We start from the raw sequence: 24,558 nt of genomic DNA on the forward strand, positions 1-24,558 counted from the left end.
TGCCGGGGTGGCCCGTTTCGTGAGTCAATCGGTCGATGCGCGGTCTGGACCGCCCCGACCTCCTGGAAGGCAGCCGTCAATAGATAACCGATTAGGACTGCGGCAAGGGTTAACGCAGCGTCAGCTCAACATGATCGCGATCGGCGGTGTCATCGGGGCCGGCCTTTTCGTCGGGTCCGGTGTGGTCATCCGCGCTACCGGTCCCGCCGCCTTCCTGACCTACGCGCTGTGCGGTCTGCTGATCCTTCTGGTGATGCGGATGCTCGCCGAGATGGCCGCCGCGAATCCGTCCACCGGGTCGTTCGCCGACTTTGCTGCCGACGCCCTCGGCGGCTGGGCCGGGTTCTCGGTCGGCTGGCTGTACTGGTACTTCTGGGTGATCGTGGTCGGCTTCGAGGCCGTCGCCGGAGCAAAAGTCCTGATGTACTGGATTCATGCGCCGTTGTGGCTGCTCTCGTTGTGTCTGATGATCATGATGACGGCGACGAACCTGTTCTCGGTGTCGTCCTTCGGTGAGTTCGAGTTCTGGTTTGCGGGCATCAAGGTGGCCGGCATCGTGGTGTTCCTGGCCCTCGGCGCCGCGTTCGCCTTTGGTTTGCTACCGGGTCACCATATGGATTTCGGCAACCTCACCTCACACGGCGGACTTTTTCCCAAGGGCGTGGAGCCGGTCTTCGCCACCGTTGTGATCGCGATCTTCTCCATGACCGGAACCGAAATCATCACCATCGCTGCCGCCGAAACGCCTGACCCGGAATATGCGGTGCAGCGAGCGATGAGCACGGTGATGGCCCGCATTGCGGTGTTTTTCGTCGGGTCGGTTTTTTTGCTCGTCGTGATTCTGCCGTGGGACACGATCGACCCCGGCACCTCACCCTATGTTGCGGCCTTCCAACGCATGGGGATTCCCGGCGCGGACCAGATCATGAACGCGGTGGTGGTCACCGCGGTGCTGTCCTGTCTGAACTCGGGCCTCCACACCGCGTCGCGAATGATGTTCGTGCTTGCCGGGCGACGGGAGGCGCCGGCCTCGCTGGTGAAAGTCAGCCGCCGGGGGGTGCCCTACGTGGCCATCCTGGCCTCGTCGGCGGTGGGCTTTTTGTGCGTGATCATGGCCTGGATCGCGCCCACCACGGTATTCATCTTCCTGCTCAATTCCTCTGGTGCGGTTCTGCTTTTCGTCTACCTGCTGATCGCTTTCTCCCAGATCGTCTTGCGCGGCCGAACCCCACCGGAGAAGCTGCGGGTGCGGATGTGGTTTTTCCCCTGGCTGCCGATTCTCACGGTGGTCGGCATCTTCGTTGTGCTGGTCCGCATGGCTTTCGACGACGCCGCGCACAGCCAGTTCTGGCTCAGTATGTTGTCCTGGGTTGCCGTGCTCGGGATCTACGGGATAACCAGGCTGATCAACCGCAACAGCCGGATGCGGCCCCGGGGCCAAACCAGCGACGTGTGACAACCCCTAATCCGAATTCACTGCACTCCATTGCCGTTCGACCGACTTGACCAACGCGGTCAGTGTCGTGTTCACCGGTGTCGGCACCCCGACCCGGGCGCCGTGGCGCCCGACCGCGCCGTTGATCACGTCTATCTCGCTGGCCCGGCGCGCCTCGTGGTCGAGCAGCGCCGACGGTTTTGCGTTGGGCATTGCGGCGCCGAAGGCGCGCGCGTGTGCGACGGGGTCGGTGACGGCAACCGCGATCCCTGATGCCCGCGCCACTGCCCACGCTTCCGTTGCCGCCGCACGGCTGACCGGGCCCATCTCCGCGTCATCGAGCACCTGGCCCACGGTCATCCCGGTCAATGCGCATGGCGCGCTGTAGGCGACATTGCAGATCAGCTTTTCCCACTGCATCGCAGCGATATCGGTGACGGCCGCAGCGTCGAAGCCCGCCTCGGTCCAGGCGTGGGCAATGCGCTCGACGGTCTCGTGCGGCAGCGACGAATAGGCGCCGAAGCGCATCGCTTTCATCGCGTTGTGGTGCACGTGCCCGGGCGCGAGCCGGGCCGCGCCGAATCCGCTTGCGATCCCAACCGCGACCCGCTGCTCACCGACGATGTCGGCGACCGTCTCGGCCGAACCGAGACCGTTTTGAATGGTCAGCACTGGTGTGTCGGCGCCAAGCATGCACAGCGCTTGCCGTGCGCCCGCCGCCACGTCCGCGGCCTTGACGGCAAGCACCACCAGGTCCATCACCTCGGTGGGCGCAGTGGTGGCTGCTCGCAGCGACACCAGCTGGTCAGTGCCGGGGCCGCTGACCCGCAGACCGGTTCGGGTGATCTGGTCGACGTTGGGTTGGTGACGGTCGATCACCGCGACGTCGTTGTCCGCTCCGGCGAGTCTGGCGGCGTAGATGGAACCCATTGCACCGCAGCCGATTATCGCAATCTTCAACGCACTCTCCCGAGGCTACCTCGTCAGTTCGCTGATCAGCTCGCCAAGGCCGGGTTTGCGTTCGAGCCCGAACCCCGGCGCATCCGTGGGCACGATCTGCCCGTCGCGCAACACGCAGCCATCGCAATAGCCGCCGAAGGGCTGGAACACCCCCGGATAGGACTCGCATCCGCCCAATCCGAGGCCCGCGGCGATGTGCAGGTTGATCATGTGTCCGCCGTGCGGGTATGCGCAACGGCGGTCGAACCCGTGCGCCTCGATCAACTCGAGCATCCGCACGTACTCGCCCAACCCGTAGCTCAGGCCGGCGTCCATCTGAAAGATGTCACGGCCCGCGCGCATGCCGCCATAGCGGACCAGATTGGTTACGTCGGGTACCGAGAACAGGTTTTCGCCGGTGGCAACGGTGCCTGCGTAGCAGCCGGTCACCGCACGGTTCAGCTCGAAATCCAATGGGTCACCGGGTTCTTCGTACCAGCGCAGTCCGTAGGGGGCCAACCTCGCGGCCCAGCGCGTCGCGGCGGCCCGGTCGAACCTGCCGTTCGCGTCCACCGCCACCCGATCTGCGCCCACGACGTCGATGACCGCCTCGATGCGCGCCAGGTCGTCGCGCTGCGCCACGCCGCCAATCTTCATCTTGACCGCGTCATAGCCCAGATCCAGATAGCGGCGCATCTCATCGCGCAGGGCGTCCAGGCCGCCGCCCGGGTAGTAGTAGCCGCCGGCGGCATACACCGAGACCAGCGGGGCCGGATCCCGTCCGAAGCGGCGCGCGATGGTCGCGTATGCGGGCTCGTCATTGAGCTTGGCGGCCAGATCCCAGCACGCCAGTTCCACGGCGGCGGCCGCGCCGGCCCGGTCCCCATGTCCGCCGGGCTTCTCGTCGCAAAGCGCATGCCGCAGCACAGCGGCCGGGTCGAGGTGTCCGCGCTGGTCCAGCAGTGCATCTTCGGGCGCCGCGAGCACGCGGGGGATCATTCGGTCGCGCAGGATCCCGCTTTGGGCGAATCGCCCAATCGAGTTGAAAGCCACCCCCGTCAACGGTTTTCCGTGCCGGATCACGTCGCTGACCACGGCGACGAGCGAGACCGTGTGCTGGCTGAAGTTGACGACCGCGTTGGCGGGTCCACCGAGTAGCCGGACCGGCCGCTCCAGGATCGCGACGATCCGCATCACCAGGGGCTCAAGGAGTCCGGGTCAGTAGCACGGCGCTGTCATTTGCCCTGGGGCGAATCGCGCGAGGCGTTCGGGGAATTGCATGTCACCATCGAACTCGTTGCGCAGGGCTGATCTCAAGGTCATGGGCATTACTCGCGGCAATTCGCCCACTCAGCACGCGAACGGGTGGACTATCGATCAGACAGAAGTGTCGAGGAGGTGGGCCAATGATCCGCGCCGTGTGGAACGGAACCGTGCTGGCAGAAACGCCCCGGACGGCAAGGGTGGAGGGCAATCACTATTTCCCGCCCGAATCGGTGCATCGGGTGTACTTGCGGGAAAGCACGACCACTTCGCTGTGCCCCTGGAAGGGCGTGGCCCACTACTACACCGTCGTGGTCGACGGCCGTACGAATCCCGACGCCGCCTGGTTCTATCCGCGTCCTAGCCCGCTGGCCCGTCGCATCAAGAATCATGTCGCGTTCTGGAACGGCGTGGATGTCGAAGGTGAACCCGAGGGCGAGGCGACCGGCCTGGTGTCTCGGGTGGCCGGCTGGCTTGGCGGCAAGCGTTAGCGTCGGGAAAACCAGCCCCTGCTGGTGTTGCGTTGTTCCAGGAGTTCCGGTGCCTGGGTGCGCACCGCGTCGATGACTTGGCCGGCCGTCGGGTTGACCATCGCCACGTCGCCGACCACCACGGTCGGCACCGTCTCGTTGCCGTCTGCGACTGAGCGAACCGCCGCGGCCGCATCTGGATCCGTCCAGATGTTGATCTCTCGGGTCGGTAGCCCGCGCCGGCGGAGCCCGCGGCGCAGGCGCCAACAGAACGGACAGCCAGGCCGCCAATAAACCACCACTTCGTGCTCGCTCATAACCTCACGTCCTCATCCAATGGACCACTGATGGCCAGCGTGATACCCATACTGCACGCAGGCAACGGCCGCGCCGGCCAATCCCAGAAGTGATCGCGGCCGTCAATCCGGTGCCGCCCGGTCGTCCAAGAGGCGTTCGGGATGGTGGTAGTCGTTGGTGCGGGCGCCGCGACGAAGTTGGGGTGGCGGGAGCCATGCGGTGCGGCTGTTGGGGAGTTTTATTGTCTGCCAGCTCTTTCCGGCAAGCCTGTGGTGCGGTGTGCAGGCGAAGGTGAGGTTGTCGACGTCGGTCGGGCCCCCGGCGGCCCAGTCGGCGAGGTGGTGGACTTCGCACCAGTAGCCCGGGGCGTCGCAGCCGGGGTGGGTGCAGCCGCGCTCGGCGGCGTAGAGGACCACGCGCTGGTCGGGCGAGGCGATGCGCCGGGTGCGCCCCAGATATAGGGGCCGGTTGGAGTGCTCGTCGAAAACGGCCAGATAGTGGTAGGCGTGCCGGGCCATGCGGATGGCATCGCGCATGGGGAGCAGGGTCCCTCCGCCGGTGACGGCGCGGCCGGTGGCCGCGGTGAGTTCTTGCAGGGTGGTGGAGACGATGACGGTCACCGGCAGCCCGTTGTGAGTGCCCAGGGCTGGGTCACCGAGTTGGCCGCGCACCAGCGCGTTGAGGGCGTCGTGTTGGCGTTGGGCGGGGCGGCGGGCGTCGGTAGCGGCGGCGTCTTCGGTGGGTTCGTCAGTGACACAGGGGGTTTGGTTGTCGGGGTTGCACATGCCGGGAGCGGCGAAGCGCGCCAGCCAGGCGTCGAGGTTGGCGCGCAGTTCCGGGGTGGCGATCAGTTTCCCGATGCTCATGCCGTCGCGGCGTTGGGCGCACCAGGTGAAGCCACGCTGACGTGCCCGGTCGGCATCGGAGAACCTGCCGTCCGGGTTGATCAGCAGGGCGCAGCGGTGTGCCGCCTTTTCCAGTTGGTCGGGACGCAGTTGCGGGGCCTGGTGGGCCAGCAGCTTCTCGGCGCCCGCAACGATTTGCGGCGCGGTGTCTTGCGGTAGATCGCGCACGAAGGTCGCAATGACGCGCAGGTGCTGGCCATCGAGCTGACCGTCGCGCCAGGCCCGCGCGGTGGCGGGCAGTTCCGGGGGCAGCACCTGCCCGGCCAGGGTGGTCCGGGCAGACAGTTGTTGAGCATCACGCAGCCGGCGACGGGCGTCCGTGGGGGTGATGCGTAGCCAGTCGGCGACGACCTTGGTCACCGGCCCACCGATGGCGGCGGGATCCTCGGTGTACAGGCCGGCGATCACGTCGTGGCTGATCACCGCCTGCAGGCGTCGAGCGGTTTCCAGCCGCGCCAGCATGCGCAGCCGTTCGACAGGCTGCAGACCCTCGAGGTGGGCTTCGCCGATCGCCGCCACGGCGGCATCGAGGGCGTCCAGAAGACCGGCAATCGAACGCATATTCGAATGCTAGATCGTCCGCACTGGTAGCCACCACGCCATAGCGGCCGGTTGTGGATGAACGTCCGGGTGTGGATAGATTCGGTCGCCCGGATCAGATCGCGATTAGCCTGGCTTGGTGCAGGTGGGCCGTGTGAGTCGGATCGACGAGGCGCACACGGCGGCGTGGGGATGGCGGTGACCACCGGGGCTCGCTCCGAGCTGCAGAAGGCGCTGGGGCAGCGGTCGGCCGTGCTGTTCGGTCTCGCGTATATGACGCCGATCATCGTGCTGGGCATCTTCGGGGTGATCGCCGAACGATCGAAGGGCGCCAGCGCCGGGTCCTACCTGCTGGCCACCGTCGCGATGCTGTTCACCGCGCAGAGCTACGGGGTGATGGCACGGCACTTTCCGGTCGCCGGCTCGGCCTACACCTACGTGCGCAAGGCGCTGGACGCCCGGGTGGGCTTCATGGTCGGCTGGGCGGTCCTGTTGGACTACCTATTTTTGCCGTTGGTGATCTGGCTGATCGGCGGCTCCTATTTGCAAGACCGGTTTCCCGCCGTGCCGTTTTGGACATGGATCGTGGGCTTTGCCGCCCTGACCACCGTGCTCAACCTCATCGGGCTCAAAGTCGCCGACCGGGCGAACTTCATCCTGTGACGTTTCAACTGCTGATCCTGGCCTCCTTCGTGGCGCTGACGATTGGGTATCTGGTCGGCGACTCGCGGTCACTGCTTTCACTGACCCCGTTCACCGGCAACGGAGGGTTTACGGCGATCACCGCGGGAGCGGCGGTGGCCGCCTACTCATTTCTGGGTTTCGACGCTGTCAGCACGCTGACCGAGGAGACCCACGATGCCGAGCGCACCATCCCGCGGGCCATTGTGCTGATCGCGCTGATCGGCGGGGCCATCTTCGTCACCGTCGCCTACGTTGTCAGCCTGGTGGCCCCGGGCAGTTCGTTTCCCGATGCCGATTCGCTTTCCGAGGGTGTCGCCAGGACCATCGGCGGCAATCTGTTCGCGGCGGTCTTCCTGGCCGCCTTGATCATCGGCCAATTCACCTCCGGGCTTGCCGCGCAGGCGGCGGTCTCGCGCCTGCTCTATGCGATGGGTCGCGACGGCGTCCTGCCCAGGCGGGTGTTCGGCGTGGTCTCCGCGAAGTTTCACACCCCGATGTTCAACATCATGCTGACTGGCGCGGTGGGCATGGCCGCGATCCTGCTCAGCGTCGCAACGTCGACGTCATTCATCAACTTCGGTGCGTTCACGGCCTTCACGCTGGTCAACGTGTCGGTGGTGGTGTACTTCGTGCGGGAGTGCGGGGCCGGGTTGCCCCGATGGCGCTATCTGGTGCTCCCGGTGATCGGCGCCGCCGTCGATATCTACCTGCTTGCCCACCTGGCATCCGACGCGTTGATCGTCGGATTGTCCTGGGCCGCCATCGGCTTTCTCTATCTGCTGTGGCTCACCCGCGGCTTGACCAGGCAGCCACCGGACCTGGCGGGCGCGGCCGAGCGCGGGTAGCGAGCTCACGAGGCAGCGGCAAGTCTTACACCCTGTAGTTGAACCGGTCGGCGAGGCTGGGACACTGGTTGCCATGGGCGGCACTGACCAGGCGGTCACCAGCGTGCGCAGGTCGGCGCAGCTGTTTACCGACGCGTGCGCGGTTATCCCGGGTGGGGTGAACTCCCCGGTGCGGGCGTTTACCGCCGTCGGCGGCACCCCGCGGTTCATCACCGAAGCGCACGGCTGTTGGCTTACCGACGCGGATGGGAATCGCTACGCAGACCTGGTGTGCTCGTGGGGCCCGATGATTCTCGGTCATGCGCACCCCGCCGTGGTCGAGGCGGTTTCCCGGGCCGCCGCCAACGGATTGTCGTTCGGGGCGCCGACGCCCACTGAGACCGAGCTGGCCGCCGAAATGATCGGGCGGGTGGCACCAGTCGAGCGGCTGCGCCTGGTCAACTCCGGTACCGAGGCCACCATGAGCGCCGTGCGGCTGGCGCGTGGGTTCACCGGCAGGTCCAAGATCATCAAGTTCTCCGGCTGCTACCACGGGCATGTGGACGCGCTGCTGGCCGACGCGGGTTCGGGCGTGGCCACCCTGGGCCTGCCGTCGTCGCCGGGGGTCACCGGCGCCGCGGCGGCCGACACCATCGTGTTGCCCTACAACGACCTCGAGGCCGTGCGGCAGACGTTCGCACAGCACGGGGAACAGATCGCCGCGGTGATCACCGAGGCCAGCCCGGGCAACATGGGGGTGGTCCCACCCGGGCGCGGCTATAACGCGGCGTTGCGTGCGGTCACCGCCGAACACGGTGCGCTGCTGATCGTCGACGAGGTGATGACCGGATTCCGGGTCAGCCGCAGCGGTTGGTATGGAATCGATCCGGTCGACGCCGACCTGTTCACCTTCGGCAAGGTGATGAGCGGCGGGCTGCCCGCGGCCGCATTCGGCGGACGGGCCGAGGTCATGGAGCGCTTGGCGCCATTGGGGCCCGTTTACCAAGCCGGCACCTTGTCGGGCAATCCGGTGGCGATGGCGGCCGGACTGGCGACCCTGCGCGCGGCCGATGACGGTGTCTATGCCGCACTGGATGCCAACGCCGATCGGCTGGCCCGGCTGCTGGCCGGGGCGTTGACGGATGCCGGTGTGGCGCATCAGATTCCGCGCGCGGGTAACATGCTCAGCGTGTTCTTCAGCGAGACGCCGGTCACCGATTTCGCCGCCGCGCGCAATAGTCAGACGTGGCGTTTCGCTCCGTTCTTTCATGCCCTGCTGGATGCGGGCGTCTACCCGCCGTGCAGTGCATTCGAGGCGTGGTTCGTCTCGGCCGCCCTTGATGACACCGCGTTCGAGCGGATCGCTGACGCGTTGCCCACCGCAGCGCGGGCGGCCGCCAACGCCACCCCGGAGAGCAGACCCTGATGGCTGAACAGACTCGAGTCCACGTCGTGCGCCATGGCGAGGTGCACAACCCCACCGGGGTTCTCTACGGTCGGCTGCCTGGATACCGCCTGTCCGAGACCGGCGCGGCACAGGCGGCCGCGGTGGCCGAATACCTGGCTGACCGCGATGTTGTCGCCGTTGTCGCATCTCCACTGCAGCGTGCGCAGGAGACCGCCGCGCCGATAGCCGCCGCGCACGAACTGGCGATCGACACCGATCCCGACCTGATCGAATCGGCGAACTTTTTCGAGGGCCGCCGTGTCGGCCCCGGGGACGGCGCCTGGCGTGACCCGCGGGTGTGGTGGCAGCTGCGCAACCCGTTCACCCCGTCCTGGGGCGAGCCCTACCTCGAGATCGCGCAGCGGATGGCGACCGCGGTGGACAAGGTGCGCGCTCGCGCCGCCGGGCACGAGGCGGTCTGCGTCAGCCACCAGCTGCCGGTCTGGACGCTGCGGTTGCATCTGACCGGTAGGCGGCTGTGGCATGACCCGAGGTGCCGAGACTGTTCGCTGGCATCGGTGACCTCCCTGGTTTATGACGGTGACCGGCTGGTCGACGTGGTGTACTCCGAGCCGGCAGGCGCTTGACGATGCGCCGGCTGGTGATTGCCGCGGCGGTGCTGGCGGCACTGCTGACCGGTTGTTCCGGCCGGGACGCGGTGGTGCAGGGCGGCACATTCGAATTCGTTTCCCCCGGCGGCAAGACCGACATCTTCTACGACCCGCCGGCCAGTCGAGGCCACCCCGGGCCGCTGTCGGGGCCGGACCTGATCGACCCGGATCGCACGCTCTCCCTCGACGATTTCGCCGGTCGGGTCGTGGTGGTCAACGTGTGGGGCCAATGGTGTGGGCCGTGCCGGGCCGAGATCACCCAGCTGCAGCAGGTCTATGACGAGACCCGGGCCGCCGGGGTGTCCTTCCTGGGCATCGACGTGCGCGACAACAGCCGGGCCGCGGCCCAGGACTTCGTCCGCGACCGTCATGTGACGTTCCCGTCGATCTACGATCCGGCCATGCGCACGCTTATCGCCTTCGGCGGCAAGTACCCTACCACCGTCATCCCGTCCACCTTGGTGCTGGACCGCCAGCACCGGGTCGCGGCGGTCTTCCTGCGTGAACTGCTGGCCGAGGATCTGCAGCCGGTGGTGCAACGGTTGGCCCAAGAACCGGCGGCGGGTTCGACGCCGCCCGGACCGCAATGACCGGGTTCGCTGAGGTTGCCGCCGCGGGCCCGCTGCTGGTGGCCCTCGGATTGTGTGTGCTGGCCGGACTGGTTTCGTTCGCTTCCCCGTGCGTGGTGCCGCTGGTGCCGGGTTACCTGTCGTATCTGGCCGCGGTGGTCGGTGTGGATGGGTCCGGCGATGGTCGGGCAGCCGGGGTCGGGGTCAAGGCGCCCGCCGGGGTCCGGTGGCGGGTGGCCGGCTCGGCCTTGCTGTTCGTGGCCGGGTTCACCACCGTTTTCGTGCTGGGCACCGTTGCGGTGTTGGGCATGACCACCACCCTGATCAGCAACCAGCTGGTGCTGCAGCGCGCCGGTGGCGTGCTGACCATCATCATGGGACTGGTGTTCGTGGGACTGATCCCCGCGCTGCAGCGCCAGGCGCGGTTCAGTCCGCGTCAGGTGACGACGGTGGCGGGAGCGCCGCTGCTCGGCGCGGTGTTCGCGCTGGGGTGGACGCCTTGTCTGGGGCCGACGCTGACCGGGGTGATCACGGTTGCTTCCGCGACCGATGGCGCCAGCGTGGCCCGCGGAATCGTGCTGGTGATCGCCTACTGCCTGGGGTTGGGCATTCCGTTTGTGCTGCTGGCGTTCGGTTCGGCGGGGGCGGTCGCGGGCCTGGGCTGGCTGCGCCGCCACACCAGGGCCATCCAGATCTTCGGCGGCGTGCTGTTGATCGTCGTCGGCCTGGCGCTGGTCACCGGGGTGTGGAACGACGTGGTCTCCTGGCTGCGCGACGCCTTCGTGTCCGACGTGAGGTTGCCGATTTGAGCGCGCGAGCAGACGCAGAATCACCCAAAACGGCACGTTTTGGTGCGATTCTGCGTCTGCTCGGCCAGAAGGCACGCAACACCTGGCGGTCCCTGACCTCGATGGGCACCGCGCTGGTGCTGTTGTTCCTGCTCGCATTGGGCGCAATACCCGGGGCGCTGGTGCCGCAGCGCAGCCTCAACGCCGGCAAGGTCGACGACTACCTCAAAGCCCATCCGCTGATCGGCCCGTGGTTGAACAAGCTGCAGGCCTTCGACGTGTTCTCCAGCTTCTGGTTCACCGCCATCTACGTGTTGCTGTTCGTCTCCCTGGTCGGCTGTCTGACCCCGCGGATGATTGAGCACGCGCGTAGCCTGCGAGCCACCCCGGTGGCCGCACCGCGCAACCTGGCGCGGCTGCCCAAACACGCCGGCTCCCGGGTCGCGGGGGAGCCCGAGCTGCTGGCCGCCACCATCGTCGGCCGGTTACGGGGCTGGCGCACCGCCATCCGCCGCTCCGGCACCACCGTCGAGGTGTCCGCCGAAAAGGGTTACCTGCGCGAATTTGGCAACCTGGTCTTCCACTTCTCCCTGCTGGGTCTGCTGGTCGCCGTCGCCGTCGGCAAGCTGTTCGGCTACGAGGGCAACGTGATCGTGATCGCCGACGGCGGACCGGGTTTCTGCTCGGCATCCCCGGCCGCCTTCGACTCGTTCCGCGCCGGCAATACCGTCGACGGCACGTCGCTGCACCCGATCTGCATCAGGGTCAACGATTTCGCGGCCCACTACCTGGCTTCCGGGCAAGCCACCTCGTTCGCCGCGGATATCGCCTATCAAACCGGCAATGACCTGAGCGCAAACACCTGGCGGCCCTACCGACTGGCGGTCAACCACCCGCTGCGGGCCGGCGGTGACCGGGTGTACCTGCAGGGCCACGGCTACGCCCCCACCTTCACGGTGACGTTCCCGGACGGACAGACCCGCACGTCGACCGTGCAATGGCGGCCCGACAACCCGCAGACGCTGCTCTCCTCGGGGGTGGCGCGCATCGATCCACCGGCGGGCAGCTATCCCACCGCCGCCGAGCGTCGGCAGCACGAAATCGCCATCCAGGGTCTGCTTGCCCCGACCGAACAGCTCGATGGGACGTTGCTGTCGTCACGATTCCCGGCGCTGAATGCCCCCGCGGTGGCCATCGACGTCTACCGCGGCGACACCGGGCTGGACACCGGACGGCCACAGTCGCTGTTCAGTCTCGATCCCCGGCTCATCGAGCAGGGCAGGCTGGTGAAGGAAAGGCGAGTCAACCTGCGCGTCGGCCAGCAGGTCCGCATCGATGCGGGTCCGGCCGCGGGCACCATCGTCCGCTTCGACGGCGCGGTGCCGTTCGTCAACCTGCAGGTATCCCATGACCCCGGTCAAACCTGGGTGCTGGTCTTCGCCATCACGATGATGGCCGGCCTGGTGGTGTCGCTGCTGGTTCGCCGCCGCCGGGTGTGGGCTCGACTTACGCCGGAAAACGACGCGCCAGGTACGGTGAACGTCGAGCTGGGCGGCCTGGCGCGCACCGATAACTCCGGATGGGGTGACGAGTTCGAGCGGCTGACCGAGAGATTGTTGGCCGGGCTCGGCGAGTCCGGCACGCCCGATTCGGCCGCAGCGGCCGCCATAAGGAGCTCCCAGGTGGACGTCACATGAACACCGCGAACATCAACATCGACCTGGCCAGGTATTCGGACTGGGCATTCACCTCAGCGGTGGTCGCGCTGGTGGTCGCGCTGCTGCTGCTCGCCTTCGAACTGGCCTACGTCCGCGGCCGCAAAGTCGACGAACGAGAACTGGTGCTGGCCGGATCGGTTGCCAGCGACGCCACGACGCCCGGAATCGTGCTGGACGGCCCACGGCGGCCGTTGGACGAGCGCGTCGGGCGGGCCGGACTGGCCGTGGTCTACCTGGGCATCGGGCTGTTGCTGGCCTGCATCGTGTTGCGCGGCCTGGCCACCATGCGGGTGCCCTGGGGCAACATGTACGAGTTCATCAACTTGACCTGCATGTCCGGCCTGATCGCCGGCGCGGTTGTGTTGCGCCGTCCGCAATACCGATCACTGTGGGTCTTCCTGCTGCTGCCGGTGCTCATCCTGCTCACGGTGTCCGGGCGCTGGCTCTATACGAATGCCGCCCCGGTGATGCCCGCGCTGCAGTCCTACTGGCTGCCGATCCACGTGTCGGTGGTCAGCCTGGGCTCCGGGGTTTTCCTGGTCGCCGGGATCTCCAGCATCCTGTTTTTGCTGCGCACCTCGAGACTCGGCGCGCCGGACAGTCAACCCGCCGAGAGCACGCTGGGCCGCCTGGTGCAACGACTCCCCGACGCCCAGACCCTGGACCGGATCGCCTACCGAACCACGATCTTCGCTTTCCCAGTGTTCGGGTTCGGGGTGATCTTCGGTGCCATCTGGGCCGAACAGGCCTGGGGCCGGTACTGGGGCTGGGACCCCAAGGAGACGGTGTCGTTCGTCGCCTGGGTGGTGTACGCGGCCTACCTGCACGCCAGGTCGACGGCAGGCTGGCGGGATCGCAAAGCGGCCTGGATCAATGTCGCCGGATTTGTAGCGATGGTCTTCAACCTGTTCTTCGTTAACCTGGTGACGGTCGGCCTGCATTCCTACGCGGGCGTGGGCTAGACGTTCGAGCCCAACCGACCCGCGACGGCAAGCAAGGGGGAGTGGACGTGTCAGACCATCCGAGCGCGGGCGTGGGGGCGTCCAATGCCTACCAGGGCGAAGGCGGCAAGGATCATCCGACCATTCAGCTGCCGCCGGTGCCACACCAGCCGCCTCAGCTGGGTGAACCGCCGGTAGCGGGCGGCAGCGACGCCCCGACCCGGGCCTTCGCCGGATTTCGCACCGAGCGCCGGTCGGCCGCACGCGCGGAGGGCGCAGAGGCCCCCGACGTCGCGCAGTGGGAATCCGGACCGGATACCGGACCGGTCGCCGGTCTCCCGCGGGTGGACCCGACCGCGTACGGCGCCTACTACAACGGTCCGCCCGAGCCCCCCCGCCGAGCCCCAATACCGTCCCGAATCGGTGCCGCAAACCCCGTATCCGGAGTTGTCCACCAGCATGCTGCTGCGGCCGGTCAAGTCTCCGCCGACCGAAGGCTGGCGCCGGCTGGTCTATGTGCTCTCTGGTCAGTTGGTCAACCTGGGGGAGAGCCCGCGGGCCACCCGCTACAACAACCTGGTTGCCCAGATCAACCGGCCCATGCGCGGCTGCTACCGAATTGCGCTGGTTTCGCTCAAGGGTGGTGTCGGCAAGACCACCATCACCGCGACGTTGGGTTCCACCTTCGCCTCGGTTCGCGGTGACCGTGTGGTGGCGGTGGACGCCAACCCCGACCGCGGCACGTTGAGTCAGAAGGTACCGCTGGAGACCCCGGCCACGGTGCGCCATCTGATCCGGGACGCCGAAGGCATCGAGCGCTATAGCGACGTGCGTTGCTACACATCGCAGGCCAAGAACGGGTTCGAGGTCCTCGCGTCGGACACCGATCCGGCCGCATCCGAAGCGTTCAGCGCCGACGACTACACCCGCACCCTGGACATTTTGGAACGGTTCTACGGCTTGGTGCTCACCGACTGCGGCACGGGACTGCTGCACTCGGCGATGTCGGCGATATTGGCCAAGTCCGACATCTTGATCGTGGTGAGCTCGGGTTCCATCGATGGGGCCCGGAGCGCCTCGGCGACGTTGGACTGGCTCGAGGCGCACGGCTACGAGGAGTTGGTGCGCAACTCGATCGCGGTGATCAACGCCGTTCGGCCCCGCTCGAGCAAGGTCGACATGCAAAAGGTGATCGATCATTTCGCGCGGCGTTGCCGTGCCGTGCGGCTGGTGCCGTTCGACCCACATCTCGAGGAGGGCGCCGAAATCGTCCTGGACCGGATGAAGCGGGAGACCCGTGAGGCCCTCGCCGAACTGGCGGCGGTGGTTGCCGAGGGATTCGGTCCGGACCAGCGACGATCCAGCCCGAGCTTCGGCTGACCAGGCTACTGCCCCCCTTGCCCCAACTTTCGCAGGAACTCCGGATCGTCGTCGGGCCCGATGACGTGCGTCTTCGGTCGGCTCGCCTGCGACCGTGCCGCACGCCAGCCGATGTAGATCAACGTCCCCAATACCAGGACGACGAACAGGTAAAGCACTCGACACCTCCTTTGAGCGAATATACCCGCGCCGTAGGCTCGGGCTGTGTCAGAAGCACCCGATGGCGGCAATAGCACTGGCCGTCCGCAGATCTTGACCACCCGCGGTGTCGTCGACGTAGCCGTCTACGCCGTCGCGCGGTTGCTGCTGGCGGTGGTGGTCAGCGCGGCCATCTATGGGGTGGCTCGACTGGCCGGGTTGGCCCAATTTCCGCTCGTGGTGGCGGCATTATTCGGTCTGATCATCGCGATGCCGTTGGGCATCTGGGTGTTCGCTCCGCTGCGCCGGCGCGCCACCGCCGCGCTCGCGACGGCCGGTGCCCGCCGGCGCGCCGAGCGAGAGAAGTTACGCGCCCGACTGCGTGGTGAGGCGGCGCCGGACGAGGGCGCGGGCTCCGAAACCGGCGCAGGCTAATTCGCCCCTAGCTGTTGGGCATGCGCACCACTTGCGCCGCATAGCTCAACCCGGCGCCGTAGCCGATCAGCAGCGCCAGATCGCCCGGCTTGGCCGCACCGGTGGCCAGTAGCTCGGCCATTGCCAACGGTATGGAAGCCGCCGAGGTATTTCCGGTGTGCTCGATGTCATTGGCGATAACCGCATCCGGGCGCAGCTGCAGGTTCTTGGTCAGCAGCTCGTTGATGCGGCTGTTGGCCTGGTGCGGGATGAACACGTCGATCTCGTCGGGTTTGACCCCGGCCGCGTCCATCGCCTGTTGTCCGACCTTGCCCATCTCGAACGCTGCCCAGCGAAAAACCGCGGTGCCCTCCATGCGCAGGAACGGGCGCGGACCGGCCGGGTTCTCGGCGTGGCTGATCCAGTCGATGTCCTGCCGGATGGCGGCGGCCTGTTCGCCGTCACTACCCCACACCGTGGGGCCAATCCCTTGAATCGGGCTGTGACCCACCAGCACCGAGGCGGCGCCGTCGGCGAAGATGAAGCAGTTGCTCCGGTCGGTCATGTCCACCGTGGGGGACAGTTTCTCGGTGCCGATCACCAGTATCGTGGCGGCGCTGCCGCCCCGGATCATGTCGGCCGCAATGCCGAGCGCATGCCCGAAGCCCGAACAGCCCGCCGAGATGTCGAATGCGGGAACGTTCTGGCAGCCCAACGCTGCCGCGACGATCGGGGCGCAGGCGGGTGTCTGCAGAAAGTGCGTGCTGGTAGCGACGATCACACCGTCGATGTCAGACCCGGTGAGCGCGGCTTTGGCAATCGCCTCCCGGCTCGCCTCAATGGCCATCGAAGCCGCCGACTCCTCGGGAGCGGCGAACCGGCGCGTTTTGATTCCGGTACGGGAGTAGATCCATTCATCGGAAGAGTCGATGTTCTCGCAAATTTCGTCGTTGGTGACCACACGCGTGGGCCGGTAGGCCCCCACACTGAGCAATCCGACGCTGCTAATCCCACTGGTGGTGGCGATCTCCGTCATACCCGTCCTCGGTTGGTGTTATGCACAGTGTGCTCCCATGGCGGCGACTCGCCCAAAACACCCGCCGTCGGCGCGCAGTCGAAGCCGCTGCAGCACGGTCACGCGGCCAACGCTAGCGCCGCCGACATTGCGATCGCCCACACCATCATCGCCAGCCCGGTATCGCGAAGCACCGGGATCAGCGCGGCACCGCCGCGGCCCGCTCGCACCGGGGCCGCGGCACGCAGGGCCACCGGTGTCGCCAGCAGGCCCACGGCGCACCACGGCGTCGCCAACGTCAGCGCCAGGGTCAGCACCGCGGCGGTGACCAGCAGCGCCTGGTACAGCACGCGGGTACGCGCGTCGCCCAGCCGCATAGCCAGGGTGATCTTGTGTGACTGCGCATCGGTGGGAATGTCGCGCAGGTTGTTGGCGACCAGTACCGCTGACGACAGCGCGCCCGTGGCCACCGCCAGCGCCAGCCCCACCCAATCAACCCGCAGCGCTTGCGTGTATTGGGTGCCCAGCACGGCTACCAGGCCGAAAAACACGAACACCGCGACCTCGCCGAGGCCCGAATATCCGTAGGGCCTGGAACCGCCGGTGTAGAGCCAGGCTCCGGCGATACAGCCGGCGCCGACCGCAATCAGCCACGGTGCGCTGGCCAACGCCAGGGCCAGACCGGCGGCCGCGCCGATCATCAGGCTCACAATGGCCGCGATCAGCACCGACCGCGGGGTCGCCAGTCGCGAGCCGACCAACCGCATCGGCCCGGTCCGGTCGTCGTCGGTGCCGCGAATGCCGTCGGAGTAGTCGTTGGCGTAGTTGACGCCAACGGTCAATGCGACCGCGACAACCAGTGCCAACAGGGCTTTCCACCACACGGCGGCGTGCAGCCAGGCTGCGGCGCCGGTGCCGGCGACCACCGGGGCCACGGCGTTGGGCAGGGTACGGGGACGCGCACCGGAGATCCACTGCGCAATATTGGCCACCATGGCATCCTGCCGCGGCCCGCGCTGACGATCGCATGGGGGCATGCACAACAATGAGCCGATGCTCGCAGTGATCGGCGGTAGCGGCTTCTATAGCTTCTTTGAGTCCGATGTACGAACCGTCAATCCAGACACCCCGTACGGCCGGCCCAGCGCCCCGATCACGATCGGCGCGGTGGGGGAGCACGAAGTCGCGTTTCTGCCCCGCCACGGAGCAAGCCACCAGTACTCGGCGCACACCGTGCCGTACCGGGCCAACATGTGGGCGCTGCGAGCGCTCGGTGCGCGGCGAGTGTTCGCCCCATGCGCCGTCGGCAGCCTGAACCCTCGGCTCGGGCCGGGCACGGTCGTCGTGCCTGACCAGCTGGTCGATCGAACCCGCGGGCGGGCCGACACGTACTTCGACTCCGGCGGTGTGCATGCCGCCTTCGCCGATCCCTACTGCCCGACGCTGCGCAGCGCGGTCACCGACCTGCCCGACGTGGTCGACGGCGCCACCATGGTGGTGATCCAGGGCCCCCGGTTTTCCACCCGCGCGGAAAGCCGATGGTTTGCCGGGGCCGGGTTCAGCCTGGTCAATATGACCGGCTACCCGGAGGCGATGCTCGCCCGTGAACTTGAACTGTGCTACGCGGCAGTCGCTTTGGTGACTGACGTGGATGCCGGCGTTGCGGTCGGTGAGGGTGTCAAGGCCGCCGACGTCTTCGCCGAATTCGGGGAGAACATCGAGATGCTCAAAAAGCTGGTCCGTGCCGGGATCGGGCGGGTGGCCGCCGAACGCGCGTGCACGCACTGTCTGATGCACGCCGGTGTCACGCTGCCGTTCGAGTTGCCATGAAGGTGCTGCTGACCGGCGCGGCCGGTTTCATCGGATCCCGGGTCGGCGCCGCACTCAGCGCCGCGGGCCACGAGGTTGTCGGCGTCGACGTATTGTTGCCCGCCGCCCACGGACCGAATCCGGTGTTACCGCCCGGGTGTCATCGGGTCGATGTCCGGGATGCCGATGCGATGGCACCCTTGCTGGCCGGTGTGGACCTGGTGTGTCATCAGGCGGCGACGGTGGGCGCGGGGGTCGATGCGGCCGACGCGCCCGCATACGGTGGCCACAACGACCTGGCCACCACGGTATTGCTGGCACAGATGTTCGCCGCCGGCGTACGTCGTCTGGTCCTCGCATCCTCGATGGTGGTGTACGGACAGGGACGTTACGACTGTCCCGAGCACGGCCGGATCGACCCGTTGCCACGGCGGCACAGCGATCTTGATGCCGGCGTGTTTGAGCACCGCTGCCCACTGTGTGCGGAGCCGGTCAGGTGGCGGCTGGTGGGTGAGGAGGCCGAGCTGCGGCCGCGCAGCCTCTATGCGGCCAGCAAGACGGCACAAGAGCACTACGCGCTGGCGTGGTCGGAGTCGACCGGGGGTTCGGTGGTGGCGCTGCGCTATCACAACGTCTACGGCCCCGGGATGCCGCGCGACACCCCCTATTCGGGGGTGGCGGCGATATTTCGTTCGTCGCTGGAAAAGGGCGAACCACCGAAGGTCTTCGAGGACGGCGGTCAGATGCGTGACTTCGTGCACGTCGACGATATCGCCGCCGCGAACCTGGCCGCGGCGCAGCTGGGTGAGGTGGATCGACACGGCTTTGTGGCGGCGAACGTCTGTTCCGGGCGCCCCATCTCGATCCTGCAGGTGGCCAGCGCGCTGTGCCAGGCGCGCGGCGACGCACTGTCGCCGGTCATCACCGGGCAGTACCGCAGCGGCGACGTGCGACACATCGTGGCCGATCCGTCGCGAGCCGCCGAGGTGCTGGGTTTCCGTGCCGCCGTGGAGCCACTCGAGGGTTTGCGCGGCTTCGCGTTCGCGCCGCTTCGTTAGCGGCCGTTTAGGACGGGTCGTCGGGTCGCCGGTAGATCTTTGGCGGCAGGGGTCCGGTGGATTCCCCGGAGCGGAAGATCCGCGGCGCCCGACCCGGCCCGGACAAAACGGTGGTGGGCGCGTCGTCGTGGGCATCGAGCGCGGCCGGGCTGCGAAATTGGGTTGTCTCGGCCTCCGATGGGACGGCGGCCCCGCCGCGGGCCGGCCCGGGTTGGCCGGTACGGCGCTGGCGCCGCCGCGGGCGCCCCGGTTGTTTGGTCTGCGTTGCTGAGCGTCGCCCGCTGATGATGACCGCAACGACGATGCCCAGCGCCAGGCCGCACAGGGTCACGTCGAAGGTGCTGGTGATCTGCTGGGCGAGATTGTTTCCGTAGACCGGGTTGGGTCGCGCGTCCGGTGACGCCGCGAACCGGGGGGCGAGCACTACGCCCACGATGACGCGAGAAACGGTCAGGGTGAGCAGAAATCCGCATAGCGACGAGATCAGTCGGGCCGGTAGTGCCTGATTGACCAGGTTGATCCGAAGCCAGAACGCCAGCGCCGCGGTAACCAGATCGAACGCGGCCAAAGTCATGGTGTCGTATCGCGAGTAGGGGAAGTTCAACATCACCGCGGTGCTCAGATCGGTGAGCCTCATCACCACCGACCCCAGGCACCATACGGCGATGAGCAGCAGCCCGTTTCGGGCCGCTGCCCGCCAAATGTCCCTACCGATCGGATGAGTGTGGGAGCGCACCAGCGCCATTGGCGCAAAGATCGCTGCGCCCGCCGCCCAGACCAGGTAGCCCTCGTATCCGACCCCGGCCGTCGACGTGTTCTGCGCGATGCCGTGAAATGCGTCGATCTCGCGGCCGACGGGAAGGACCCACACGATGATTCCCGCGACCATGGCCGAAGCGCCGAGCGCGATGGTGGGCAGCTGGTATTCCCTGGTGCCCTTGAGCAGCCACCGGGATGCGACGAGGACCGCGACGAGCGCGACCACTCCGTAGACCAGCGCCGTGTCGATCACCGCGATGTTCTGCCTGCCGAAGCCCGATGCCGAGTTCGTCGGTTGCAGCGCGTACCGCACCCGCCAGGCCAGGTTGAAGCCGGAGCTGAGCGCCGCACCGAACATCGATGCGTAGCCCAGAATTCGGGCGGTGAACAGCCAGTTGTCGTAGTTCTCGTTGTCGCCGGGCTGCCCGGTGCTCACCGGCTGTGCGCACAGCATCGCGCCGGCGATTCCCAGCCAGCCGCCCGGCCCGACACCGCCGGGCACGTTGACGGTGCCACCGGATCGGATCGTCTGGAAGATGTCGTAGACGACGAACGCCAACAGCAGCAGCAGATAGGGGATGTTGAGCCCGAGACGCAGCCGGTTGGTCGCGGTGGGAGCAAATCGGGTGCCAGACAGCCGCCAGGGCCCCACATAGGGCACCGCGATAGCGATCAGGGACAGCAGCGTCACCGCCAGCAGCACCGCCAGCACGTAGTTGCTGCTGCCCGGGATGCGAAAGCCGAAGTAGAGGTTCCACGGGAAGAACACCGCCAGTACCAGCAGTGCTCCGCCGGTCAGGTCCCGGACCATGTTTCGCCGGTGTGCCAGGTCGAGTGTCAACTGTCCGGACTGCCCTTGTTGCGGTTGCGCACCCGCAATGGGGCCGGTAGGGGTGTCGTCGCTGCCCAGACTCACGGTGTCCCCCAGGGATCGAGGTAGGTTACGTATTGCTCCGGCTTGGTCCGGCGGTGGGGGAACCCCCTGACGGACCCGCTGCGTTGTTCGATTGCGAACATATTCTCCATTCGGACGACGCGGCAGTGGCTGAGATCGAGTGATCCGCGGACGGGTTCCGTGGTGAGCGTTCCCTAACCGTTCGGGAATCCGGTTACCCTGCGCTCAGGGGCAACCTTGTCGCTCGAATGACGAATACAGCCGACGGTATCGCAGTGTAATGATGCCGGACATTGCTGGTTGCGGGGTGGCCAGCCGAAGGAGAACCGCAAATGGACGTCGTGTTGGGGGTTGCGATCGCAGGTCCGATCGCACGCTTGGCGCTCGTCGGGGCGGCCGCCGAAGGCAGTGCCGTGATCGACCAATCCTCGGTAGATCTGGCCGAAGGCCCTGTCGCGGTGCTGACCGAAACCATAGTCGGCACGAACCAGTTGCTGGCCGACGAGGGACACCACCTGGTCGCCACTCGGTTGTGCTGGTCGGATCAGGACAGGGCTGAGGACCTGCGCCGGGCGCTCGACGATTCCGGCGTCCTCGATGTCGCCGTGCTGTCGGAGTCCGAGGCCGTCACCGCGCTGCTCGGCCCGGCGCACGCCGGCTCCGCCGTGTTGCTGGTCGGCGAGGAGACCGCCAGCCTGTCGGTGCTGGGGGGAGGGGACGCGCCGCCGACGATGCTGGCCGCCGCGCCGGTTGAAGGCGACGCGACGTCCACTTTCGACACGCTGATGACCCACCTCGATGACCAGGGCGGTGCGCCCGGTGAGGTGCTGCTGGTGGGCTCTTCGGAGCACACCACGGTGATTGCCGACCAGTTTCGTGACGCCTCGACCATGCGTGTGGAGGTTCCCGAGGACCCGACGTTCGCGCTAGCCCGCGGCGCGGCGATGGCTGCCGCCGGGGCAGGTTCGACGATGGCTCAGCAGGTCTTGGGCGGCGATGCCGGCGAAGCAACCACCTATCTGCCCCCGGAGCTGGCCGCGACGGCGTCGGGCCAGGACGAGGACGAACAGCTGGCCTATTCGCAAGCCGGCGAGAACGAGTTGCTGCCGGTCACGGGCGCGGATGAGTACGGCGACTATGGCCCCGACGATGACGAATTTGCCGATGACTACGAAGACGAAGCGCCGGCGGGTACGCGGCTCAGTTCACGGTCTTTGCTGATCAGCAACGCTGTGGTGGCGTTCGCTGTGATCGGGTTCGCGTCGCTGGCGGTTGCGGTGGCGGTCGCGATTCGGCCGACCGCGGCGTCAGAGCCGGTCGAGGGGCATCAAAACGCGCAGCCGGGCAAGTTCATGCCGCTGTTGCCGACTCAACAGCAGGCGCCGGTCCCGCCGCCACCGCCAGACGCGCCCACCGCCGGGTTCCAGGGCGGCACGATTCCGACCGTGCAGGGCGTAGTTCCCAGGCAGGCGACACCGACGGTGCCGAGGCCGGTTGCGCCGGCCCCGGGTGTGGTGCCCGCTCCGATCCCGCTGCCGATCCCGATCATCATTCCGCCCTGGCCGAATTGGTCGCCGGGGATGCCTACCCCGTCGACCGTGACGGTGACTCCGACCACGCCGACTACCACCGCGCCGTCGACGGTGACCCCGACCACTCCGACTACTACCGCGCCGTCGACTCTGACCCCGACCACCCCGACCACCACCGCGCCGTCGACGGTGACCCCGACCACGCCGACCACCGCGGTGCCGTCGACGGTGATCACCCCGACGACGACCGCGCCGATCACGCCGACAACGGTCGCCCCGACGACGGTTAACCCGACGACCGTCGCCCCGACGACCGTCGCGCCGACGACGCAGCAGACCGTGGTCCCGCAGCCGACCCAGGAGACGGTCGCCCCGCTGCCGACGCAGCAGACCGTCGCCCCGCAGCCGACCATCGCGCCGCAGCCCACGCAGCAGGCTCCCGAGCCGCCGTCCGGGGGCAGCAGTGGTGGCTCCTCCGGTGGGGGCTCGTCCTCTGGTGGGGGTTCGTCTTCTGGTGGTGGCTCGTCCTCTGGTGGGGGTTCGTCTTCTGGTGGTGGCTCGTCCTCTGGTGGTGGCTCGTCTTCTGGTGGGGGTTCGTCGTCTGGTGGGGGTTCGTCTTCTGGTGGTGGCTCGTCCTCTGGTGGTGGCTCGTCCTCTGGTGGGGGTTCGTCGTCTGGTGGGGGTTCGTCTTCTGGTGGTGGCTCGTCCTCCGGTAGGGGCTCGTCCTCCGGTGGTAGTTCCTCGGGCGGGCACTCCTCAGGTGGGGGCTCCTAGCGGCGCTGATCAACCCCTAAGGTCGGGGCATGCCAGGCGAAACGGTGACAGTGGTCTTGCCCTGCCTCAACGAGGCAGAGTCGCTACCCGGGGTGCTGGCCGCCATCCCGGGTTCCTACCGAGCGTTGGTGGTCGACAACAACAGCACCGACGACACCGCCGCGGTGGCTGCCCGGCATGGCGCGGAGGTGGTCGCCGAGTCGCAGCCGGGCTACGGCGCGGCGGTGCACGCGGGCGTGGTGGCGGCGAAGACCCCGATTGTGGCGGTGATCGACGCGGACGGCTCGATGGATCCCGCCGACCTTCCCCGGTTGGTCGCCGAACTCGACCGGGGCGCGGACCTGGTGACCGGTCGCCGGTGTCCGATACCCGGCCTGCACTGGCCGTGGGTCGCCCGCATCGGCACGGTGGTGATGAGCTGGCGGCTGCGTACCCGCCACGGGCTGCCGGTGCATGACATCGCGCCGATGCGGGTGGCGCGCCGGGATGCCCTGCTCGCCCTGGGGGTGGTCGACCGGCGGTCCGGCTATCCGTTGGAACTGCTGGTGCGCGCCGCGGCGGCGGGCTGGCGCGTGGCGGAGTTCGACGTCTCCTACGGTCCCCGTACCGGCGGGAAGTCCAAGGTCAGCGGTTCGTTGCGGGGCAGCATGATCGCGATCCTGGACTTCTGGAAGGTCATCTCGTGAGCCACGTACCGGTGACCCTGCTGGTGGTCGCCAAGGCTCCGGAGCCCGGCCTCGCAAAGACCCGCCTCGCCGCGACTGTCGGTGATCAGACCGCCGCCGACATCGCCGCGGCCGCGCTGCTGGACACGCTGGATGCGGTGGCCGCCACGCCAGCGGCCAGCCGCGTGGTGGCGCTCACCGGCGATTTGGCGAATGCGGCCCGCGGCGCCGAGATTCGCCGACGGCTCGAATCGTTCACCGTGATCGGCCAGCGCGGTGACGACTTCGCCGACCGCCTCGCCAATGCGCACGCCGATGCGGCCGACGGATACCCGGTGCTGCAGGTAGGCATGGACACCCCACAGATCAGCGCCGCCCTGCTCGCCGAGTGCGCGCGCCGGCTGCTCGAGACTTCGGCGGTCCTCGGGTTTGCCGTCGACGGTGGTTGGTGGGTGCTGGGGGTGCACACCCCGGCCGCGGCCGAATGCTTGCGCGGTGTGCCCATGTCCCAGCCCAACACCGGTGAGCTCGCGTTGAAGGCCCTGCGTGAGGGCGGCATTGACGTGGCTACCGTGCAGCCACTGGCTGACGTCGACGTCGTTGCCGACGTCGCGGTGGTGCGTGGCGCCTGCGGTCCGGACAGCCGTTTCGCACGCGTCACCCGCCTAGCCGGAATCTGAGCTCGCCC

The 24,558-nt window shown here is 67.7% G+C and carries 24 protein-coding genes and 1 pseudogene; 17 read left to right on the plus strand and 8 right to left on the minus strand.

The features are described from left to right. Positions 1 to 130: 130 nt before the first annotated feature. The gene (locus MPSD_RS04945) at positions 131 to 1,456 is read left to right on the plus strand and encodes an amino acid permease (RefSeq protein ID WP_020788690.1); all 1,326 of its coding nucleotides are present in this window, start codon (positions 131 to 133) and stop codon (positions 1,454 to 1,456) included. Positions 1,457 to 1,462: 6 nt separating this feature from the next. Here the strand turns inward: MPSD_RS04945 and MPSD_RS04950 are convergent, their stop codons facing one another. After that, positions 1,463 to 2,395: a ketopantoate reductase family protein gene (locus MPSD_RS04950; RefSeq protein ID WP_020727508.1), complete on the minus strand. Its 933-nt coding sequence runs from the start codon at positions 2,393 to 2,395 to the stop codon at positions 1,463 to 1,465. Between the two features lie 15 nt (positions 2,396 to 2,410). Beyond that, positions 2,411 to 3,568, minus strand: coding sequence for an enolase C-terminal domain-like protein (locus tag MPSD_RS04955; protein WP_020788689.1), 1,158 nt, complete (start codon positions 3,566 to 3,568; stop codon positions 2,411 to 2,413). A gap of 212 nt (positions 3,569 to 3,780) precedes the next feature. Between MPSD_RS04955 and MPSD_RS04960 the strand changes: the two genes are divergently transcribed. Further along, the gene (locus MPSD_RS04960; RefSeq protein ID WP_015354495.1) at positions 3,781 to 4,128 is read left to right on the plus strand and encodes a DUF427 domain-containing protein; all 348 of its coding nucleotides are present in this window, start codon (positions 3,781 to 3,783) and stop codon (positions 4,126 to 4,128) included. On the opposite strand, the gene MPSD_RS04965 is transcribed toward MPSD_RS04960, so the two are convergent. Together MPSD_RS04965 and MPSD_RS04970 are read right to left on the minus strand one after the other, a co-directional pair. Further along, entirely contained in the window at positions 4,125 to 4,424 is a 300-nt protein-coding gene (locus tag MPSD_RS04965) for a glutaredoxin family protein (protein WP_011738913.1), read from the minus strand. The two genes, MPSD_RS04960 and MPSD_RS04965, sit on opposite strands and share 4 nt — an antisense overlap. Positions 4,425 to 4,526: 102 nt before the next feature. After that, on the minus strand, positions 4,527 to 5,870 hold the full coding sequence (locus MPSD_RS04970) for an HNH endonuclease signature motif containing protein (RefSeq protein WP_020788688.1): 1,344 nt from the start codon (positions 5,868 to 5,870) through the stop codon (positions 4,527 to 4,529). A 171-nt stretch (positions 5,871 to 6,041) separates the two neighbouring features. Here MPSD_RS04970 and MPSD_RS30145 point away from each other — a divergent pair, with 171 nt between their 5' ends. From MPSD_RS30145 to MPSD_RS05010, 9 genes and pseudogenes are all read left to right on the plus strand, one after another. Continuing rightward, positions 6,042 to 6,512 carry an APC family permease gene (locus tag MPSD_RS30145; protein WP_238559517.1) on the plus strand — a complete coding sequence of 157 codons (471 nt, stop codon included), beginning with the start codon at positions 6,042 to 6,044 and terminating at the stop codon, positions 6,510 to 6,512. Beyond that, positions 6,509 to 7,378, plus strand: coding sequence for an APC family permease (locus MPSD_RS04975; RefSeq protein WP_264000815.1), 870 nt, complete (start codon positions 6,509 to 6,511; stop codon positions 7,376 to 7,378). Before MPSD_RS30145 ends, MPSD_RS04975 begins: the two co-directional genes overlap by 4 nt. A gap of 73 nt (positions 7,379 to 7,451) precedes the next feature. Further along, positions 7,452 to 8,783: a glutamate-1-semialdehyde 2,1-aminomutase gene (hemL, locus tag MPSD_RS04980; RefSeq protein WP_086084895.1), complete on the plus strand. Its 1,332-nt coding sequence runs from the start codon at positions 7,452 to 7,454 to the stop codon at positions 8,781 to 8,783. Next, entirely contained in the window at positions 8,783 to 9,391 is a 609-nt protein-coding gene (locus MPSD_RS04985; RefSeq protein ID WP_020788683.1) for a histidine phosphatase family protein, read from the plus strand. Before hemL ends, MPSD_RS04985 begins: the two co-directional genes overlap by 1 nt. Before the next feature lie 2 nt (positions 9,392 to 9,393). Further along, entirely contained in the window at positions 9,394 to 10,005 is a 612-nt protein-coding gene (locus MPSD_RS04990) for a TlpA disulfide reductase family protein (protein WP_015354498.1), read from the plus strand. After that, on the plus strand, positions 10,002 to 10,793 hold the full coding sequence (locus MPSD_RS04995; RefSeq protein ID WP_015354499.1) for a cytochrome c biogenesis CcdA family protein: 792 nt from the start codon (positions 10,002 to 10,004) through the stop codon (positions 10,791 to 10,793). Before MPSD_RS04990 ends, MPSD_RS04995 begins: the two co-directional genes overlap by 4 nt. A 101-nt stretch (positions 10,794 to 10,894) precedes the next feature. Continuing rightward, positions 10,895 to 12,469, plus strand: a complete 1,575-nt coding sequence (locus MPSD_RS05000) for a cytochrome c biogenesis protein ResB (RefSeq protein WP_036427516.1) — start codon at positions 10,895 to 10,897, stop codon at positions 12,467 to 12,469. Beyond that, a complete protein-coding gene (gene ccsB, locus MPSD_RS05005; protein WP_020788681.1) occupies positions 12,466 to 13,452 on the plus strand; it encodes a c-type cytochrome biogenesis protein CcsB in 987 nt (328 codons plus the stop codon). Before MPSD_RS05000 ends, ccsB begins: the two co-directional genes overlap by 4 nt. 41 nt (positions 13,453 to 13,493) lie before the next feature. Next, positions 13,494 to 14,811 (plus strand): annotated as a pseudogene (locus MPSD_RS05010) (MinD/ParA family ATP-binding protein). Positions 14,812 to 14,816: 5 nt separating this feature from the next. Here the strand turns inward: MPSD_RS05010 and MPSD_RS05015 are convergent. Continuing rightward, positions 14,817 to 14,969: a hypothetical protein gene (locus MPSD_RS05015; protein ID WP_086084896.1), complete on the minus strand. Its 153-nt coding sequence runs from the start codon at positions 14,967 to 14,969 to the stop codon at positions 14,817 to 14,819. A gap of 46 nt (positions 14,970 to 15,015) precedes the next feature. On the opposite strand from MPSD_RS05015, the gene MPSD_RS05020 reads away from it, so the two are divergent. Continuing rightward, positions 15,016 to 15,384 (plus strand): DUF4229 domain-containing protein, encoded by a 369-nt coding sequence (locus MPSD_RS05020; RefSeq protein ID WP_020788678.1) that lies wholly within the window; start codon positions 15,016 to 15,018, stop codon positions 15,382 to 15,384. 7 nt (positions 15,385 to 15,391) lie between these two features. Here MPSD_RS05020 and MPSD_RS05025 read toward each other — a convergent pair whose 3' ends face one another. Together MPSD_RS05025 and MPSD_RS05030 are read right to left on the minus strand one after the other, a co-directional pair. After that, complete coding sequence (locus MPSD_RS05025) at positions 15,392 to 16,399, minus strand: beta-ketoacyl-ACP synthase III (protein WP_012392807.1); 1,008 nt, start codon at positions 16,397 to 16,399, stop codon at positions 15,392 to 15,394. A 98-nt stretch (positions 16,400 to 16,497) separates the two neighbouring features. Further along, entirely contained in the window at positions 16,498 to 17,370 is an 873-nt protein-coding gene (locus MPSD_RS05030; protein WP_020788675.1) for a 1,4-dihydroxy-2-naphthoate polyprenyltransferase, read from the minus strand. Between the two features lie 61 nt (positions 17,371 to 17,431). Here MPSD_RS05030 and MPSD_RS05035 point away from each other — a divergent pair, with 61 nt between their 5' ends. Then, positions 17,432 to 18,208 (plus strand): S-methyl-5'-thioadenosine phosphorylase, encoded by a 777-nt coding sequence (locus MPSD_RS05035; RefSeq protein ID WP_232022862.1) that lies wholly within the window; start codon positions 17,432 to 17,434, stop codon positions 18,206 to 18,208. After that, positions 18,205 to 19,245 carry an NAD-dependent epimerase/dehydratase family protein gene (locus MPSD_RS05040; protein ID WP_086084897.1) on the plus strand — a complete coding sequence of 347 codons (1,041 nt, stop codon included), beginning with the start codon at positions 18,205 to 18,207 and terminating at the stop codon, positions 19,243 to 19,245. Before MPSD_RS05035 ends, MPSD_RS05040 begins: the two co-directional genes overlap by 4 nt. A 7-nt stretch (positions 19,246 to 19,252) precedes the next feature. Here MPSD_RS05040 and MPSD_RS05045 read toward each other — a convergent pair whose 3' ends face one another. Continuing rightward, the gene (locus tag MPSD_RS05045; RefSeq protein ID WP_015354505.1) at positions 19,253 to 20,920 is read right to left on the minus strand and encodes a DUF7937 domain-containing protein; all 1,668 of its coding nucleotides are present in this window, start codon (positions 20,918 to 20,920) and stop codon (positions 19,253 to 19,255) included. 311 nt (positions 20,921 to 21,231) lie between these two features. On the opposite strand from MPSD_RS05045, the gene MPSD_RS05050 reads away from it, so the two are divergent. From MPSD_RS05050 to MPSD_RS05060, 3 genes are read left to right on the plus strand one after another with little or no spacing between them, the layout of a single operon-like run. Then, positions 21,232 to 23,205: a DUF7159 family protein gene (locus MPSD_RS05050; protein ID WP_119571705.1), complete on the plus strand. Its 1,974-nt coding sequence runs from the start codon at positions 21,232 to 21,234 to the stop codon at positions 23,203 to 23,205. 29 nt (positions 23,206 to 23,234) lie between these two features. After that, complete coding sequence (locus tag MPSD_RS05055; protein ID WP_036426924.1) at positions 23,235 to 23,891, plus strand: glycosyltransferase family 2 protein; 657 nt, start codon at positions 23,235 to 23,237, stop codon at positions 23,889 to 23,891. Further along, positions 23,888 to 24,550: a TIGR04282 family arsenosugar biosynthesis glycosyltransferase gene (locus MPSD_RS05060; RefSeq protein ID WP_086084898.1), complete on the plus strand. Its 663-nt coding sequence runs from the start codon at positions 23,888 to 23,890 to the stop codon at positions 24,548 to 24,550. Before MPSD_RS05055 ends, MPSD_RS05060 begins: the two co-directional genes overlap by 4 nt. The last annotated feature ends 8 nt before the right edge of the window (positions 24,551 to 24,558 follow it).

The organism is Mycobacterium pseudoshottsii JCM 15466 (assembly GCF_003584745.1).
In the GTDB taxonomy this organism is placed as follows: domain Bacteria; phylum Actinomycetota; class Actinomycetes; order Mycobacteriales; family Mycobacteriaceae; genus Mycobacterium; species Mycobacterium marinum.

Coding starts and splice junctions, on each gene's coding strand:
- MPSD_RS05040 (WP_086084897.1), top strand. CDS start 18,205: ATGAAGGTGCTGCTGACCGGCGCGGCCGGTTTCATCGGATCCCGGGTC.
- MPSD_RS05035 (WP_232022862.1), top strand. CDS start 17,432: ATGCTCGCAGTGATCGGCGGTAGCGGCTTCTATAGCTTCTTTGAGTCC.
- MPSD_RS04995 (WP_015354499.1), top strand. CDS start 10,002: ATGACCGGGTTCGCTGAGGTTGCCGCCGCGGGCCCGCTGCTGGTGGCC.
- MPSD_RS04985 (WP_020788683.1), top strand. CDS start 8,783: ATGGCTGAACAGACTCGAGTCCACGTCGTGCGCCATGGCGAGGTGCAC.
- MPSD_RS05055 (WP_036426924.1), top strand. CDS start 23,235: ATGCCAGGCGAAACGGTGACAGTGGTCTTGCCCTGCCTCAACGAGGCA.
- hemL (WP_086084895.1), top strand. CDS start 7,452: ATGGGCGGCACTGACCAGGCGGTCACCAGCGTGCGCAGGTCGGCGCAG.
- ccsB (WP_020788681.1), top strand. CDS start 12,466: ATGAACACCGCGAACATCAACATCGACCTGGCCAGGTATTCGGACTGG.
- MPSD_RS04965 (WP_011738913.1), bottom strand. CDS start 4,424: ATGAGCGAGCACGAAGTGGTGGTTTATTGGCGGCCTGGCTGTCCGTTC.
- MPSD_RS05050 (WP_119571705.1), top strand. CDS start 21,232: ATGGACGTCGTGTTGGGGGTTGCGATCGCAGGTCCGATCGCACGCTTG.
- MPSD_RS05000 (WP_036427516.1), top strand. CDS start 10,895: ATGGGCACCGCGCTGGTGCTGTTGTTCCTGCTCGCATTGGGCGCAATA.
- MPSD_RS04960 (WP_015354495.1), top strand. CDS start 3,781: ATGATCCGCGCCGTGTGGAACGGAACCGTGCTGGCAGAAACGCCCCGG.
- MPSD_RS04970 (WP_020788688.1), bottom strand. CDS start 5,870: ATGCGTTCGATTGCCGGTCTTCTGGACGCCCTCGATGCCGCCGTGGCG.
- MPSD_RS05025 (WP_012392807.1), bottom strand. CDS start 16,399: ATGACGGAGATCGCCACCACCAGTGGGATTAGCAGCGTCGGATTGCTC.
- MPSD_RS04990 (WP_015354498.1), top strand. CDS start 9,394: ATGCGCCGGCTGGTGATTGCCGCGGCGGTGCTGGCGGCACTGCTGACC.
- MPSD_RS04945 (WP_020788690.1), top strand. CDS start 131: ATGATCGCGATCGGCGGTGTCATCGGGGCCGGCCTTTTCGTCGGGTCC.
- MPSD_RS30145 (WP_238559517.1), top strand. CDS start 6,042: ATGGCGGTGACCACCGGGGCTCGCTCCGAGCTGCAGAAGGCGCTGGGG.
- MPSD_RS04955 (WP_020788689.1), bottom strand. CDS start 3,568: ATGCGGATCGTCGCGATCCTGGAGCGGCCGGTCCGGCTACTCGGTGGA.